The following is a 17,160-nucleotide window of genomic DNA, read 5'->3' on the forward strand; positions in this document are numbered from 1 at the left end:
CCAGTGATAAAACTACCATCACCATGGAATCACTCAACAATACCAAGGGTGTGGTAGAAGGGACTTGTATCAACAGCACAGGAATTGATTGGAAAACTATCACCGTCACCACCAACGATATTAATTTAGGTGGTATCGCCACAATTAAAGATATTAAGGGTACTATCCAAGGTAAAACCGCCCAATATCAATCAAAACTATCTGGAGATTTTGGGGTTGCTGTTGGTTCGACGGAAAATGTTAAGCTGTCTGCTGGCGGGTCTGTTGCGATTACCTACAAAGATAGTAAATGGGGCTATGAAAGTAAAAATGTATCCATTGGTGCAACGATCGCAAATGTCTTGAATTTTGAAGCCAAAGGCATTAACTATAATTCCACGGACACATTCATTACTATTAATACAGCTAAGATTACCATTCCTAGTCTGAAAACTTCGGCTGATGTTACCAAGGCTCAGATCAGTAAGGAAGGAATTGATTGGGATAAAATCTCTGTCAAAATACCAAATATTCCCCTGGGTGGAATGGTCAGTATTAAGGAATCGAATCTCACCATTGAAGGAGCAAAACAAAGGTATAGTACCACTGCTAGTGGCGGTGTGGAATTAAAGCTAGGTGAATACCTCAAGGCTGGAGGTTCAGGTGCAGTCAAGTTGGATCGAACTGGTTCAACCAGTAAATTCAAAGTTGACAGCGCCCAACTCACCGCCCAGGGAGGAGTAGAACTACCTGGTAGTTTGATGGCTTGGCCAGAAATCGGATTTAAATATCCTATTGTACCCGGCTTGGAGGCTGGTATTGATTTAGGTATTCAAGGCGGTATTAGTGGTAAGTTAAGCGGTACCATAGGTAAAACTGGAATAGATAAAAATTGGGATTTTAATGTTAACCCAGAGATAACAGGCTCTTTAAAAGTTAGCTTAACCGCCTCTGTCGGTGTGGGAAGTGCCTACATTGTTTCACTACAAGCATACGTACAAGGTAGCTGTAGTGCTTACGCAAGTGGAGGTCTCAAATTTATTGGCAAATTTGCCTACGATGAGGATAAGAAGAAAGTTAATACCAGTCAATTGGAATCGAAATATTTTGCTAACGCCAAATTTATAGCTGAGATTGCTGCTGGTATTCAAGTTCAAGCATTCTACTTCTTCAAGAAAAACCTATACCGCATTACTCTGGGTAAATGGGAGTTGGGCGCTGGTGCTCTGGGCGGCAATATTGATATTGATGACAATGGTCACTTAAAACTCGGTAAGCCGGAAATCGGCGGTGTGATGAAAGGTGAGATTGAAAAGAATAAAACCGGACCTCAAGCTGTAATTATTGCTGTTGATGAAGCGCAAAAGTTATTACGAGATGCAGCACAAAATATTCCAGGTAGCGGTGAAGAACGTCAAAAAATTATTGCGGAAATCGAAGTTAAATACAAGAAGGCAATTGAGGTTACACAACAGATAATTAATAAGGAGGAAAATAAGAGCGAAAAATGCCTGAAGCAGTTAGAAAGACTCAAGGTGAAGTTATCGCGCTATGAGAACTTAATGAATAAATTTGGCATTGCTATGACTGAGGAGGAAGTATTAGAAGAAGAAGTATTAGAAGATGAAGCAGCATTTGAGGAAGAAGCAGAATCTGATGCGGAAGTAACGGAGAATAAAAAAACAGGGGGGCTAGGTAAACGATGGTCTTCTGCTAAGGCTAAAGCCAAGGAGTTGAAAGATAAAACCACTGATAAACTGCAAGTTGTTACCGATAAAGCCAAGGAGTTGAAAGATAAAACCACTGATAAACTGGAAGTCGTTACCGATAAAGCCAAAGTCTTGAAGGATAAAGCTAAGGATAAAATTGAAGTTGTTACCGATAAAGCTACGGAGTTGAAGAATAGAGCGACGGATAAATTCAAGAATAAACTTCTCACAGTGTTGGTCAAGTATGGAATCAAAGATGGCGCTGACTTGAACAAGCGTATTCATCAGTTGACTGCTCTTTGGGAAAAGATATCTCACAAGCGTAATGTGCATTTGGAGCGGTTGAATCATGCAATAGTAGCTAAAAATCAGTCACAAGAAGTCTTGAAAAATGTTGAACAAGCAATTAAGAACCTCCAAGCTCTAGAACAGGGTAAAGGTGTGGATAAGATCCAAGAAATGGAATTAAATCAGGAGAAACTCAAGTCTGTTGAGACAGAATTGATTGCTAAGAGTAATGAGTTAGATATTGTGGCTATTGAGAATGAAATTGCAGCTATTGAAAAGGAAATTTCTGGTATTGAAAACGAGATTTCCCAAGTTGAACAGGAGGTATAGTCAAGTTGCTGCGTTAGAATTACAAAAATATCACCCTGACTCAAAAATCAAGAGGAGTAAGTTGTGAATTGGCAAAATCGGAAAATTAAAAACCGCAAAGTAAATAAACACAATAGTTCACAAATTTCAGCTAGAATCTAAGCAATAAACAATCCTTTACTATCGTTTAATTTGGTGAATTAATTATGCTTTTGCAATCCACAGAGTCTGTTCTCAATAAACATGGATGGCAGTTTTATGATTTAGGTAAAACAACCCTTCGGATTGATGTCAATGGTAAAACTGCGAATTGGGCTGTTATTGTTAAATGTATAGATGAAGATCAACAATTTGTTGTGTATTCTGTCTGTGGTAATAAACCCACTGAGGACAAGTACACTGTTATGCAGGAGTTTTTGACAAGAGCTAATTTTGGCCTGAGAATCGGCAACTTTGAGTTAGATTTACAAGATGGTGAAATTCGCTTTAAGACAAGTATACAGTTCGCTGGAGAGGTACAAGCAGAGTTGATGATTGAGCAATGTTTATTAATTAATATTATGACCATGGATCGCTATTTGCCGGGAATTTTACAAGTGATTTTTACCGATATTTCTCCAGAGCAAGCGATCGCCCAGATCGAATCTCAGACCTAAAAACAATCTTTTGTTAGTGGCATTTTTATTTGGCTACAAGAGGATATTTACCGCAATTGTAAAGTAAATAAAGTAACACACCTTGATATCATAAATCTTGTGGGGTGGGCAGAAAAGCCTGCCCTTTTGTACCTAACTCAGATCAAAGGGGCTGTGTCTACTCAAATATGCTCCTGATGACCAGAAGAATAAAATCATAACATTTATGCCTGATCGAGATAATAATTATACACAGCAACTGTTATTTTTATTGCAACAGTTAGATAAACTATTAGAAAATGCAATTACAGCTGCTCAAAATGCCTATGGTATAGATGTAAACAATAATGCTTACCGGGGAATACAAATTAATGAAGAAGAAGTAAAACAGTTACTTGAAAGAGAGACAGGAAGCCCTTTATTATATACAGAAAATTTTGATAAATTTCCCGCAGATGTTGTTCAAACAGATTCGCCCCTAGCCTGGCTACAGGATAATTTTAATTTATCAGATTTTGATATCAATATTATCGCGATCGCACTGGCTCCAGAACTAGACCGCCGCTATGAAAGACTTTACGCCTATCTCCAAGATGATATCCGCTGTAAACGCCCCACGGTAGATTTAGCCCTGAATTTACTGTGTAGTTCAGCCATAGAGAAATTATCCCGCCGGGTTCATTTTAGTGCTAGTGCGCCCCTAATTACTCATGGTTTACTGCACCTTTACCCGGAATCTCATCACACAGATCCTCCCCTACTAGCCCATAATCTTAAACTCGATGCCCAAGTTATGCAAATATTATTAGGAGAACAGGGGATAGACAGCAGACTTGTGGGCTTTTGTCAACTAATTAGCCCTAAATTTAATTTAGATGATTTACCTTTAAAACCAGAATTTAAGCAAGGTCTACTCTCTATCATCACCGCTAATTGGCAAGCAGGTAAACCCCTCAATTTATATTTTCCAGGTGAGGATAAATCTGGGAAACGTCACACGGCTGAGTCGATCGCCCAATCATTGGGAGTACCTTTATTAATCGCAGCATTGGGGCGGATTGTGGAGAACAAAGGGGAATTTGCAACAAATATAAAATTATTATTCCGGGAAGCTTGGTTTAAAAATGCTCTGCTGTATATAGAAGATTTAGATGTTTTGCAAACTAAAGAAAATGCTCTTTTATATCACACCTTCATCCAGCAGTTAACAGCATATCCTCTAGTTACTATCCTTGGGGGTATTAAACCGGGGGTAAATACTGCAAATACAGCCATAACAGTAATTACCATTCCCTTTGTCATCCCCAATTTTGAACAGCGTCGTTTTTATTGGCAAAATTACTTACAAGCCGCAGCTATTACCCTGGATGAGCTAGAATTGGATAGCTTAAGCGATCGCTTTCGTCTCACCTGTGAACAGATAGCCAATGCTGTGGCCACCGCAATTCATCAAGTCACCTGGAAAACTACACTATCAGGGTTTGGTGACAGAAAATCTAGTCAACAACAACCCATCACATTAAGTGATTTATTTACTGCAGTCAGAAGCTTATCAGGGCAAGATTTAGGCAGTCTAGCTCGTCACATTCAACCCAAGTATACTTGGGAGGATATTGTATTACCAGATAATGAAAAGAATTTATTAAGAGAAATTTGTAATCAAGTCAAGCATCAGCATTTAGTGTGGGAAAAGTGGGGTTTTGCCAGTAAATTATCCCAGGGTAGGGGGTTAAATGTCATGTTTTCTGGAACCCCAGGAACAGGTAAAACCATGGCTGCGGAAATCATCGCCCAAGAATTACAACTTGATTTATATAAAATTGACCTGTCCCAAATTGTGAGTAAATATATTGGGGAAACAGAAAAGAACCTCAATCACATTTTTACTGCTGCTACCCATGCCAATGCTATTCTTTTATTTGATGAAGCAGATGCCCTCTTTGGTAAACGCAGTGAAGTCAAAGATGCCCATGATCGTTATGCTAACCTAGAAATCAGTTATTTATTGCAGAAAATGGAAGAGTACGAGGGGATAACCATTCTCACAACCAATCTGCGCATGAATATGGATGATGCTTTTGTACGACGACTGCGATTTATTATTGATTTCCCCTTTCCCAATGAAAAGCAACGATACCAGATTTGGGAAAAAATATTTCCCCCCAACTTACCCTGTAGTCATGATTTAGATTTAAATTTTCTCGCCCGTAATTTTGAACTCACAGGGGCTAATATTCGTAATATTGCTTTAGCTGCTGCATTTCTGGCCGCAGATGATAGCCAAGAAATTAAAATGTCTCATTTAATCCAAGCAGTCCGTCGTGAGTATCAAAAAATGGGTAAAATTCTCAAAGGTTTGTAAAACAGCGGTTCACCCTCCCATAGTCATATCAGTTTCAATATGTTGATCTAAACCTAACTCAGCTAGTGCAACTTGGGTTTCTTGGATTTTTTCCGGTGTCAATTCTCCCTCGACTACAAACTCTATTTTTAGTCTCAACTTCAAATTAGGATCAGCAGCAAATTTACTAATTGCTTTAGTATAAAAACTCATATATTTCCCGTTGGGGACTTCACCACTCCACTTTAATAATCTTGGTAATACAACTGGTGCAGGGGCTACTGTTTCTGGTTCATCCGTGGGTAAATTTGTATGATTGCTTACATATGGTATGGGAGCCTCCGCCACAGTGTTGGTGAGACTGGTCGTATTAACAGGGGTATCCGTATTGGCTTCCGGGGTTGGTGTTGATGGGTTTTCAGCCACAGCTAAAGCTGCTTGATAACCTTGGGCTGTTTCTTGGGTAATAATAAACATATCCTCGGAAATTTCCACATCCCTAGGGTTCAAGCTGGTTTGATAGTGGAAAGGGTCGTAAATCCCATTACTGGTTTTACCCACATAGGCTAAAGTCCCATTTTTAACCCCACGGGCGATCGCATCTTTGACAGCATCACTATTTAACAGTCGGGGAAATAGTGGGGAGGCAAAAAAAGCATCCCGGACAGCTTTCGTACTCCATTCTGTGAAAGCTGGAGGCCAATTTTTGACTAAAAAGCGGGGGGTGATACTATCAGTCACATGGTCACTTTGACGCAACTTATTAATAATTAACTTAACTAGTTTATCCCCTTGACTAGAGTTAAACTGTCCCAAATCATTGCACTTGATTTCGTTATTTTTATCTAAAAAAGCCACGTGCTTATAAGCATTCCACACACACTCTTTTAAATTCACCTCACATCTTTTGAGATTTTCTTGTAACTGACGGGTTTGATTTTCATCTAATTGTGTCTCCTCCTCCCGTATATCCTCCCAAGCGAGAATCTTTCTGGCCTCTTCTCCCATTTTCCCATCACTATCCGCGATCGCCCAAATGATCCCACTCTTAAAGGTTCTATGGGATGTCCCACATTCCTTAGTCATGGATTCCACCATTTCCATGGTTTGGCTATTTTGCCGAAAATATTCTGGTGCTAATATAACTAAACGTAGAATAGGACTATTGGCGATCGCGGCGGAACTTTCGGGAAACTGCACTAACTCTATACCCAATTCCGGGGTAAACACCTTTTTAATTTCTGCTTTTACCCTCTCAGTAATTCGGGAAGTTTGAATATTAGCGCGACGGTCGGCGAGAATTTTATTTAAATTAGGTGAGAGACTAAAAGAGTACCTATTTTTTTCTATTGACAGATAATAACAACTGGTCGCCAGAGTTTCCAGCACAGTTTCTACATTACCAATATCTAAAGATGGTTCTGCCACAGCTAACCGAATTTCTGGTATAGTAGACTCACTGCGTACAATCCCACCATTAGACTCAAAAAATATCGTCGTTGTTACCTTCTGGTGTAGTCGTGCTTTTTTAATTTGCTGATCAGCTTCTGCATCCAAGCGCACCCCATGGGAATCCTTTCTCCCGCAAATATCCGTAGTCACAACACCTTCTAATCTACTTTCCCCCAATTGTTCCAACAGTGCTGTACGGAAATTTAGGTCATCCAGGGGAGCAGTACCTAAACTAATTAACGCGTCACGGTGTGCGCCTTGATATCCTTTTTGATAAGCATGAGATACCCACAAAGCTAACAGTCTTAAAATTCCCCTAGTGCGTTGGAACCGGGGTAAAACTTGCCATTTACGCTCAAATACTGACAATACACAAGGGTGAAAAGGATAGGTAGCATAAAAAGCCTCTCGCGGAGCATCTACGGGAAACCAGTTAGGTAATTGTTGACGGTGGTCTAATACCCAATCAGCATATTCATTACAAGTATTCACCGCATCCTTGGGTAAGATAACTCTACCATCCGTATTTACAACCCCAGCATCCCACTCAAACAATCTTCTTCTAATAATTTCCGAGGTTTCCCCAGCTGCTGACATCATGATAGGTTTACCCACCCTATCCAGCATTTTCTTAAATCTTTGTTGGTCGCCCTCATCCTCCGTGGTGTATTCCATTTCCGAAGCGGGAATAGAAACCACTAAGACCACATTATCTAAACTTCTGGCAGTTTCCGACAATGCTTGAATAAAATTATATAAGCTGTTATGATAACCCTTACGGCGGTAGGTACTAACATAGTTAAGAATTTCATCCATTAAAATCAAACAAGGTTGATCTTTAGGCAGAAATTGCTTAATCACATCTCCCTTGGGTTCGATAAATTCCCTTTCGTGTTCTGCTAATATAGCTAGTGCAGCCTCACCACCTAACTGATAGGCGATTTCTCCCCATGGTGTTTTGCGTAATGGTGTACCATCCTGTCCACCACGTCCATTAATAGAATCAAATTCAGTCCCCACAAATACAGCTACTGCTGCTGGGGGAACGGAGGGTACACCCGCTGCTTGTAATATCTTTTTTACCCCCGTCCAATGTTGCGCATCAGCCCCACCCAGGCCCAGGTGATATAATAAAGTGAGGGCGTGGGTTTTACCGCCACCGAATTGGGTTGAAAGGTTGAAAACAGCAGAAGTTTGGGTTTTTTCCCCAGATAAACGCCGCACAACTTGCGCTGCAAATTCAGTTAAATATTTAGTTAAATAGGTACGGTCAAAGAATCTGGCTGGTTGTTGATAATCATCAGGTGCTGTTTTATTCCTCACCTGGTCTAAATGTACGGCAAATTCCGCCGCATCTAAAGGTTTACCATCCCGTAGGTCTTCCCGGGGTGTCAGTCCATCGATTTTATACCAAGGTTTAATATTTGCCATAATTTTAGAAGTTGTTTTATAAGTTTTTCAGGGGGAACAATCAAATCCAGTTCCCTCCCATCTTGAGGGGAGGGTTAGGGTGGGGTCAAACATATTGTCATCAAATCTTTGGCTTTAATCTTGCCCATATCCTATCAAATGAAAATGCTCAATTTTATTAATAATGAATAGAAATCATTTTAATGCTAGGGGTGCGATGAATGGATCTTTCTGGCTTTTCATTAGTAATAAATTCCGTTGCTTCTACAGATAAAGCTGCAGCAATATGTAAAGCGTCCATTGCGCCTACTCCAAATTTACTTGATTGTTCATAAGCAATAGTAATAATTTTATTTATATCTGTTGCCCAATAAGAGACTTCCTCAAAAAAACCTTCATAAAACTTTATTTCGCTTGTTTGTTGATTGTAAATTGATTTCGGTAATACTTCTAATTTGAGAAAAATACTAGAAACAAATTCCCGGTTTTCATCTTCCAGAAATTGTAAGGCTTTTTCCGCAATTTCCCCTTGAGAACGAGCAGCATAAATTAAAACACCCGCATCAATAAAAGTACGAATCATATCAGATTTTCTCCATACCCACCGCGACGTTCTGCTTTTTCCTGATCTGCTTCCTCTGCTGTTAATAGGGGTATACCAGAATCAATAATTTCTTGGCGAATTTTTCGTAATTTTTGACCCAATTTAGAACCGGATTTTTGGGTCGTTCTTTTCAGTTGCAGAGAATCAATAAATGCTAAAACTTTTTCTTGTTCATCCGTATTTAATGCTTGCCACTTATCCAGTAGTATTTTTGTAGTCATAACTACTCCATATTTACTTGACATTTACAGTTTAAGAGCTTGTGGGTGTTTGAGAATTGATTTGCTCTATCAAATCCAGTTCCCTCCTTTTACAAGGAAAGGGTGAGGGTGGGGTCAAACAATATTTGATACACTAATCATAACTTACCCTGGCATTTTACCCCCCTTAGTCCCCCTGATAAGGGGGGAAAAAATCAAATCAGATCTCCTCCCCTAAACTGACATCTTGCACCAACAGAATAAACCCAGAAAATAAAAATAGAGGCGTAAGGAATATAACAGCAAATGCAAGAATAGGCTTACGGTTTAATATGTAATTGTAATAACATAATAGATGTTGATGATACAGAAAGTAAAGGCAGAACAAGCGATTGTTAAATAGCAGAAGTGCCTGGATTTGCTTTTCGGAGCGAAAACATGAGAAAAAGGGCGTGTAATCCATGTAAACAGCAAGAACAATGGAGAACATTCTTGCCCACGCCCAACAACTAGTTTATACCCTGATGTCGTTGATGCCATCGCTGTATCAGCGTCAAAACTTAGAAGCGATGTTAGGACTATTCTTGGAAGCTAGTGGCAAACCACTACCCGAACACAGTCAGAACAAATCAGCCAGTGCCTTAAGTCGGTTTCTCAATGTCTACACATGGTCAACTCGCTCATGTATTCGTAAGACTCGTGAACAGATACTCCAGCAGATGCTAAGTGAGTGTCCCAAAGGTAAAAGACCATTTCTACAGGTCATCATTGACCTGACAACATTGGAGAAATGCGGAAAATTCAAGTCTTTTGGGCATCTCATCAAAGTGTATAACGGCAAGCGGGGATTACATCTGGTGGTGATGTACCTCGTGGTAGGAAAGTGGCGTGTCCCCTGGAATTTCCGAGTCTGGAGAGGTAAAGGTACTGCTTCACCCGCACGTTTAGGAATCAAACTAGTCAAAACCTTGCCTAAATCCTTGGTTCAACACTTTCGCGTCATAATTTTGGCAGATACAGCCTTTGGCAGTGTTGAGTTCCTACACGCAATGCGTCAACTCAAATATCACGCTATTACTGGCTTGTCCTCTGGACGTAAGTTGGTGGATGGACGGCGTTTAAGGCTATTACACAAACGTGGTCAACAAGTCTGGTTGGTGGGTTTAAAGTTTCCTGTCTCTGTTTCTTGGTATTACCTCAAACGCGATAATGGCAGGCTTGAAAAACGCTTTATTCTCTCTACTAAGCCTCTCAAGGCTAGCACCATTAACTGGTGGGGTAAGCATAGATGGCAGATTGAGGGGTGGTTTAAGACAGCTAAACATCGTTTCGGGCTACATCGTTTTGGGCAAGGAACTCTTTTGGGTGTTTATCGTTGGCTGGTTTTATCTCTGATTGCATACATTTTAGCCCATTGGGCTTACTTGTCTATTCCTACTGATGATTTACCTGATTGGGGACAAGCGGCACAAATGGCTGTTGAAGCTTGCTTGCCACAATTCCTGATGTTTTCGATTTTACTTACTCTTGAACGAATGCGTTCTTTCCTACTTAGTCAAGGAATTAACATTCATATTTCCTGGTGCAAGATATAAGTAAACCTTATACGTTCCCTGAGCGTAGTCGAAGGGAAAAATACAAGAGCGATCGCCCCTTGGTACAGTCAACAGTCAACACTCAACACTCAACACTCAACAACCCCAAACCTACCCCCGAATGACTGTGATATTTCTTCCCTGGGGACTCTGGGCTATTTCCGTGGTAGTGCGATCGCTGATGGGGGGTAAGTCGGGGCGACGGTCAAATATTACTAACCATCCTGTATCTAGATTGAGTCCTGATAAATATTTATCTAGTTGTATCAATCCTTGGGATAAGGGGTCGGGTTTACCCTGTTTCCATACCTTTAATTCCATCCCTAAGACCACATCCCCATAACGCAGACATATATCCATCCTCCCGGAGCCTATGGCGTATTCGCGCTCTGAGCTACCACCACCATTAACGACGCGGTGTAAAAATGCCATTAATACTAAGTGGGGGGCTATTTCTGGGTAGGGAGTACTTTTAAATAATGGCTCCCCATGTTGTCGCCAAAAGTCTAAGAATGAATTTAACAATGCTATTGCATCCAGTTTGCCAGTAGATGTTAACCAGGTGGGTTGAATCATCGGTAAACTATCTTGAGTTCCCTGGGATAACACCTTGGGGATGACCTCTTGATAAATGGGGTTATATTACACAAAACAGAACGAAAGTAGGGGCAATTCATGAATCACCTGTACATCAGAACTAGGTTTTTAGTCTAATCTTGCGTAAAGTCCTGATACAATATCCATGTGCTTTTATTTAGTGATTACGAAGCGCTGCTGCAAACAGCGCTTCGTGATCGCCTGTGCCAGTTGCGTAAGTCCTATCCCCTTCAGTAGCAATCCTAAATGATGCGTGAGAGTTCAACAAGCCGCAAATGCTTATAAAACAAGCATTTTTATCTACGTATTTTCTCAGAATTTGGGTAGGATTGCTATATCACGTTGGAGCAGAAAAAATTTTAGGAGGAAATAATGAGTAAACCAAAAAATAATATAGCCAAATGTAACGATTTGAAATCGAAATTTCAAGAAGCAAATCGTTATAATAACTTTGGTAATGTTTTAGTTAAGATACACGTTCAAGGATTTCGTTGTCATACAAATACTGTTATAGAGATTGAGAGTGCTATTACAGCCTTTTGTGGATTAAATGGAGTAGGAAAATCTACTTTAATACAGTTAGCTTCCTGTGCATACCATGGTCAATCTCCGCAAGATACTAATTATATTAGCGGTTTTATTAAGAGTCATAAATTTGACCCAAATCCATTTACTCACAATGCAAAAGTAGAATATAATTACTTTCAAGAAAACCAAAGACTTAAGCAATTAACTATTTCACGACAGTCGGAAGGGAGATGGCTAGGATATAATAAAAGATTAAAAAGGAAAGTATTGTATATAGGAGTCAGTTCATATCTTCCCAAAGTTGAAAAATCTGATTTTATTAATAGAAATCCAAAAGAAGTAGTATTAGTGAATTCAATTGCTGTTGAGCAGCACATAAAGGAATGGACTTGTAAAATTTTGGGCAGAAATTATGATAAAATTGAAACTCATACATTCCAGTTTAGGAAAAGAAAGAATCAAATTAACTCCGTTCAACATAATCAAGTAAATTATTCCGAGCCACACATGGGTTATGGTGAAGCTCGTATTCAATATTTAATCCAAGTTATAGAATCTTTACCTAACAAAAGCTTGATTTTAATTGAAGAGCCGGAGATATCGCTTCATCCTAACGCCCAATATCAATTGGGGTGCTATTTCGTGGATGTTAGTCTTAGAAAAGGACATCAGATTTTTTTAACAACCCATAGTGAATCATTGCTAAATGCGCTTCCATCGCAATCAATAAAGTATCTTGAAAAAACTAAGAGTGGAATTAGATGTATAGACGGATTACCCGCTTCTCAAGCTCATAGTCTCATGTCAGATGGATATTCAAAACCTTTAGTAATTTTCGTAGAAGATGAAAAAACTAAATCTATAGCTAAAGTTATTCTTACTGAAATTATTCGGCGTGTGGAGCCTAACTTTTTAAGTACGGTTGGAATATACCCCGCAGGAGACTGTAACACAGTAAAAAATACAGTTATAGCTTTAAACGATACTAAAATTAAAGTAGCTGGTGTCTTGGATGCGGATCAACAAGCTATCCCAAAACAGAATATTTTCACTCTTCCAGGAAAATTAGCTCCTGAGAAAGAACTATTTAATAATCAGGCGGTTAAAACTTATATTCAAAAAGAATATCAGCTAGACTTGGATGATTTTCAGTTTTCTTGCTTAGTTGATATAGACCACCATCAATGGTTTGAAAAATTAGCACAAAAACTTTCTGTTGAGGAATTAGCATTAGTTGCTGAGGTCTCTAGAGACTATGTTAAAAATTTACCGGAAACCGAGATATTTAATCTTGTAGATCAACTTAAACAAGCTTGTGAAAAAAAATAACTGAATCCCCTAAGAGGATGTTTGGAAATTCATGACTAGTGTATCAACTATTGCTTGACCCCACCCCAAACCTTCCCTTGTAAGGGGAGGGAACTGGATTTTATTGTTTCGGTGTGTTCCCCAATCCTTCCCATTCCCTGTTCCGTGTTCCCTAAGATAAAAATTACCTGTTTCATACTTTTCAAACAACCTCTAACACTCACTCTAAAACCCTAACCCCTTCTTTCTAGCTAATACCCCATCTACCCAGCGTTTTTCCTCCGAACTAACGGGGTATAATGCCGATAATGCCTGAGCAAGTCCCCAAAAACGGGAATCACTCCCGACACCTTCATCAACTAAAAAACGCTTCAATGCTTGGCTGCGTCCCGATGCAAATAAAATCATAGTTTGGTGAATTTGGTCTAAAGTAGTATTCCCTAACTGGGGTAATATTTGCTCTACTTCCTCCCCGCCATCTTCCTCTGTCATCCCCATCTGGGGTAAAAAGTTCAGTTGTTCGGGTTGTTGCTTTTTCCCCTTAGCTTTACCTGTGGTTGGGGTTGGGGAATCCGCAGAAGCAAATAAATATTGTCTACGTTCAGATACTGGTAACAGTCGGGCGCTGCTACCTTTCACCTCTACTAACCGGGTTAATTGTTCTAACTTTACCCCCAGTCCTTGGGCTATTTTCCGCGCCGCGTCATACTCTAGGGTATAACCGCTGGTTTTACTGGTTTTACTGCTGGTTTCTTCCTCTTCTTCCTCCTCCTCCGGTTCTGTGGTATCAACTTTACCCGCCGAAAGAGTCCACAACCACATGGCTGTCAGGCGCGCATCTTCTTCAAAGCTGGTAGTATCGGTGTTAGAGAAAATCATACTTAGAGCTTCCCTTGATACCGCAGCCCACACATATTCTAAATATTCCTTCAGGGTGACAATTTCGCCAGAAGCCTTTTCTACCCCGGAGTAGCGAGAGAAGATTTCTAAGGCTGGACCTAGACACGCAAAGATAGCATCAGCACCTACTACCCCTTCTGCTGCTAATCTCGCCATCCAGTCATGTATGCGTTGGGGGAGTTCTGCTAATACATCTCGCCAGTCGCCAATTTCTGTACAGGTGCGAGGACGACAGACTATATGGACTGAGGAAGCGAGAGCGGCGGAGTTTTGGGCGCGGAGTCTTGTACCCATCTCCGTATCTATAGGCCAGGAACCGGTCATAGTCCAACCTGCATCTACCATTGCTTGTAATTGGGCTTCCCAACCAGCGGTTGATTTGTGAGCAAAGACAATTACAGCTATACCTTCCGGTGCTAAAAATCGGTTTCCTTCCGCCATCGCTGTTTGCATTTGCTGCTCAAACCATTTTCCGTGTTTATGAGAATATCGAACAGAATCCCATCCCGCCATTTCGCAGATTTCGTTATCTTTGGGGGTTGTAGGAGTAGTAAATAAACTGGGGTAAATATTGCTTAAAGTGCGTCTTAGCCAAACATAGAAGAAGTCGGATAAGTCGGCATAGGGTACGGCATTATAATAAGGAGGGTCAGAAAATAGGCATTGAGCAAAATCATCTGGTAGGGGGTGACTCGCTGCGTTGGCTTGTTGAGTTTGTCCAGAATTAGGTTGATCGTAATAATATTGTTCAATTGAGTAAACTGTACGCTCGTACATACTTTGCCAAGAACCGCTAGAGCTTGACAATATAACAGCTTCGCCAAAATCCCATATCATTGGAATAGCTTGTCTAGCAAAAAGATGGGCTGGACATTCCGCGTTTAGTTTCCATGAAACAAGGGAGTTTCCTAAATCGCATTGTTTATTTAAAGATAATGCTAAACAAGTTTGCACAGCCTCAGCCAAACCCCTAGGACTATCTCCTAACTTATCTCCCACATCTTTAACCAACTTCACCAGTGTAGTTAAAGCTAAAGCCTGACGAGATGTAAATAAACTTCCCCAGGTATTATGTCCATAAATAGGAGCATTAAAAACCCCACTCATTACAGGTAAAGGCTCATCAGGAATTAAACTCAAATCCCCAGAATGCTCCTTCACCCGCCTTTGTAACTCAATACCAGCCTTTACAACAGCCTCTAAATCCTGCTCATTAGGTAACCGATAAAATCGCCCCTTAGTACCTTCCTTAGTGGTCACCACACAAAACAACCGCGCATCATTCGCCCCACCTTGACGGACTTTTAACTGTTTCCGCACCGATGCGACAGGGGTAGTATAACCACAACAGGGACAAGTAACCGATCCCCTTTTCACCGTCCCATCAAAACTAGGTTTGGTAACCTCTATTTCTGGGTTATCAGCGACTACCCATTTATTTTTATCCTTGTGGATAATTTCAAAATCTACCCGCTTTTGTTCCGGTTGGGGAATGATCCTTAAACCAATATTCCGGTTACTCTTTTTACACAAATACAAAGATGTTCTTAATGGAACTTCCGCCCCACATCCTGGACCCTCACAAACAATAGTCCTAGCCCATAAATAAGCAATGGGTTTACTACCATCAGCATCTTGGGGATAAAATTGACTTAACTCTTTTTCTGCTTCCTCTTTTACCCACTGTCCCCAATGGCGCACCTGATCCGCTAACTTTTGCCCATACTTAGGGATATATTCCAACACCACCTTATTTAACAACACCGCCACCGGGTTAATATCAGATGCAAAAGCATCCGCACCCACCCGCAGTGCTTCCAAAGGTATGGAACCACCCCCAGCAAAAGGGTCTACCACTAAGGGTTTAGTTCCTGGTATCCCCCCTAAAGCCTCGTGTGCTGCTTGGGTTAATTTACGACTAGTTTCTAAATAATCAACTTGGGTAGAGTTATCCCAGTTAGCAAAGTCTGCAATAAAATCAAGTAACCTATATCTTAATATATTCCAATGTTGAGGGTTATTAGCATCTAACCGACTGTCTGGTTTAGCTAAAACCTGCCATTTATGCCAAATATCCGTAGAACAATATTTAGCTAAATCTCCACCTTTATCTACTCTTTTAGCAAAATCTGTGATATAATCAGTAGCCAAATCGCGAAAAGACTGGGGACAGTTTACATCAACCGGGTCAGGCCATAACGCCGCACACAGCACCGCCCGACACACTCCTAAAGGTTTGCGCGCCCACCAAATATGTAGGGTAGAAATATGTCCATGGCGGATTGATTTCTCCCTTCTAGCGTGGGCGGAAATGCGTTTAATAGGTAGGTCAACCTCAATCAGGCGTTTAGGGTATGGCATTATTTAGAGAATCCCCAGGATGTGAGCACACAGCAATCAACTATAAATCTATATTTTCGGTAAAATTAACTTTTTTATATAATTGCTGCAAAGGCAATTGTAACTTAACTGTTGACAGATTTAACTGAGCATTTTCTGTTACATACTCAGTCAAGATCCATTGATGGTCACCAGTTTTGACATACTGCATCACATAATATTGAGTCTGGTCAATTAAAATATATTCTTTCAACTCAGGAATTGAGCGATAATAGAGAAACTTATCCCCCTGGTCATAGTCTTTGGTAGATTTCGATAAAACTTCAGCAATTAATAAAGGATTTGTCACCGTTGTCGTATTTGTGCTGTAATAAACAGGTTCACCCCCAACAACCATCACATCAGGATAGGTAAACTGTCTATACTGTGGTATCCACAACTTCACATCACCAATATAAACCTCATAGTTCAAATCATCTAAAGCCAAATTTAACCTAGTGGCGAGATTTAACGCCAATTTATTATGATTAGTAGTCCCCCCAGTCATCGCTATAATTTCCCCATCTCGAAATTCATTTTTATCATCAGCCTTTGCTTCAAGTTCTAAATATTCTTCTGGGGTATAGTAGGCTTTAAGTATTTTAATGTTCTGGGTAGTAGTTTGTAATTTCATTGATTTATTCAGGGTAAATTAGGTATAGCATAAAACAATCAAATCCAGTCCCCTCCCCTTGACAAAGTGAGGGTTAGGGTGGGATCAAACAATTGATACGATTTGTTATTTCTGGTTCTTCAGTACCTAATATGCTAAATTGTTTTGATAGAATCCGAAAAAGCTTACCGTATAAGGGAAATAATGTTGGTTATTGAAGAAAATGCCTGAATATTCCTTCTTAATCTCTGTTCCCTGTTCCCTGTTCCCTGTTCCCTCGAACCAGTTGTTAAATTAGCATAACAAGTACGGT

The 17,160-nt window shown here is 40.2% G+C and carries 9 protein-coding genes and 2 pseudogenes; 5 read left to right on the forward strand and 6 right to left on the reverse strand.

Annotated elements, in window-relative coordinates:
* From NWP21_RS07125 to NWP21_RS07135, 3 genes are all read left to right on the forward strand, one after another.
* On the forward strand, window positions 1-2,306 hold a 2,306-nt coding region (locus tag NWP21_RS07125; RefSeq protein ID WP_280792146.1), incomplete at its 5' end, for a hypothetical protein.
* Window positions 2,307-2,491: 185 nt separating this feature from the next.
* Entirely contained in the window at window positions 2,492-2,941 is a 450-nt protein-coding gene (locus tag NWP21_RS07130; protein WP_271761661.1) for a YbjN domain-containing protein, read from the forward strand.
* 205 nt (window positions 2,942-3,146) lie between these two features.
* Window positions 3,147-5,282 carry an AAA family ATPase gene (locus NWP21_RS07135; RefSeq protein ID WP_280792148.1) on the forward strand — a complete coding sequence of 712 codons (2,136 nt, stop codon included), beginning with the start codon at window positions 3,147-3,149 and terminating at the stop codon, window positions 5,280-5,282.
* A 9-nt stretch (window positions 5,283-5,291) separates the two neighbouring features.
* On the opposite strand, the gene NWP21_RS07140 is transcribed toward NWP21_RS07135, so the two are convergent.
* The 3 genes from NWP21_RS07140 to NWP21_RS07150 all read right to left on the reverse strand — a co-directional run bounded on the left by NWP21_RS07140 (window position 5,292) and on the right by NWP21_RS07150 (window position 8,948).
* Window positions 5,292-8,144: a DUF499 domain-containing protein gene (locus tag NWP21_RS07140; RefSeq protein WP_280792149.1), complete on the reverse strand. Its 2,853-nt coding sequence runs from the start codon at window positions 8,142-8,144 to the stop codon at window positions 5,292-5,294.
* A gap of 157 nt (window positions 8,145-8,301) precedes the next feature.
* Window positions 8,302-8,706, reverse strand: a complete 405-nt coding sequence (locus tag NWP21_RS07145) for a PIN domain-containing protein (protein ID WP_280792150.1) — start codon at window positions 8,704-8,706, stop codon at window positions 8,302-8,304.
* The gene (locus NWP21_RS07150) at window positions 8,703-8,948 is read right to left on the reverse strand and encodes a hypothetical protein (protein WP_280792151.1); all 246 of its coding nucleotides are present in this window, start codon (window positions 8,946-8,948) and stop codon (window positions 8,703-8,705) included. The genes NWP21_RS07145 and NWP21_RS07150 overlap by 4 nt, the downstream gene beginning before the upstream one ends.
* A 458-nt stretch (window positions 8,949-9,406) precedes the next feature.
* On the opposite strand from NWP21_RS07150, the pseudogene NWP21_RS07155 reads away from it, so the two are divergent.
* A pseudogene (locus NWP21_RS07155) lies at window positions 9,407-10,471 on the forward strand (transposase); the annotation flags it as partial.
* A 162-nt stretch (window positions 10,472-10,633) separates the two neighbouring features.
* On the opposite strand, the pseudogene NWP21_RS07160 reads toward NWP21_RS07155, so the two are convergent.
* Window positions 10,634-11,161 (reverse strand): annotated as a pseudogene (locus NWP21_RS07160) (ATP-binding protein); the annotation flags it as partial.
* A gap of 330 nt (window positions 11,162-11,491) precedes the next feature.
* Here NWP21_RS07160 and NWP21_RS07165 point away from each other — a divergent pair.
* Window positions 11,492-12,976, forward strand: a complete 1,485-nt coding sequence (locus NWP21_RS07165; RefSeq protein WP_280792152.1) for an AAA family ATPase — start codon at window positions 11,492-11,494, stop codon at window positions 12,974-12,976.
* A 204-nt stretch (window positions 12,977-13,180) separates the two neighbouring features.
* On the opposite strand, the gene NWP21_RS07170 is transcribed toward NWP21_RS07165, so the two are convergent.
* On the reverse strand, window positions 13,181-16,216 hold the full coding sequence (locus NWP21_RS07170; protein ID WP_280792153.1) for a DUF1156 domain-containing protein: 3,036 nt from the start codon (window positions 16,214-16,216) through the stop codon (window positions 13,181-13,183).
* A 40-nt stretch (window positions 16,217-16,256) separates the two neighbouring features.
* Window positions 16,257-16,868, reverse strand: a complete 612-nt coding sequence (locus NWP21_RS07175) for a Uma2 family endonuclease (protein WP_280792154.1) — start codon at window positions 16,866-16,868, stop codon at window positions 16,257-16,259.
* Window positions 16,869-17,160 lie beyond the last annotated feature (292 nt).

Origin of the sequence: Anabaenopsis sp. FSS-46 (assembly GCF_029891665.1) — a bacterium.
Classification (GTDB): domain Bacteria; phylum Cyanobacteriota; class Cyanobacteriia; order Cyanobacteriales; family Nostocaceae; genus Anabaenopsis; species Anabaenopsis arnoldii.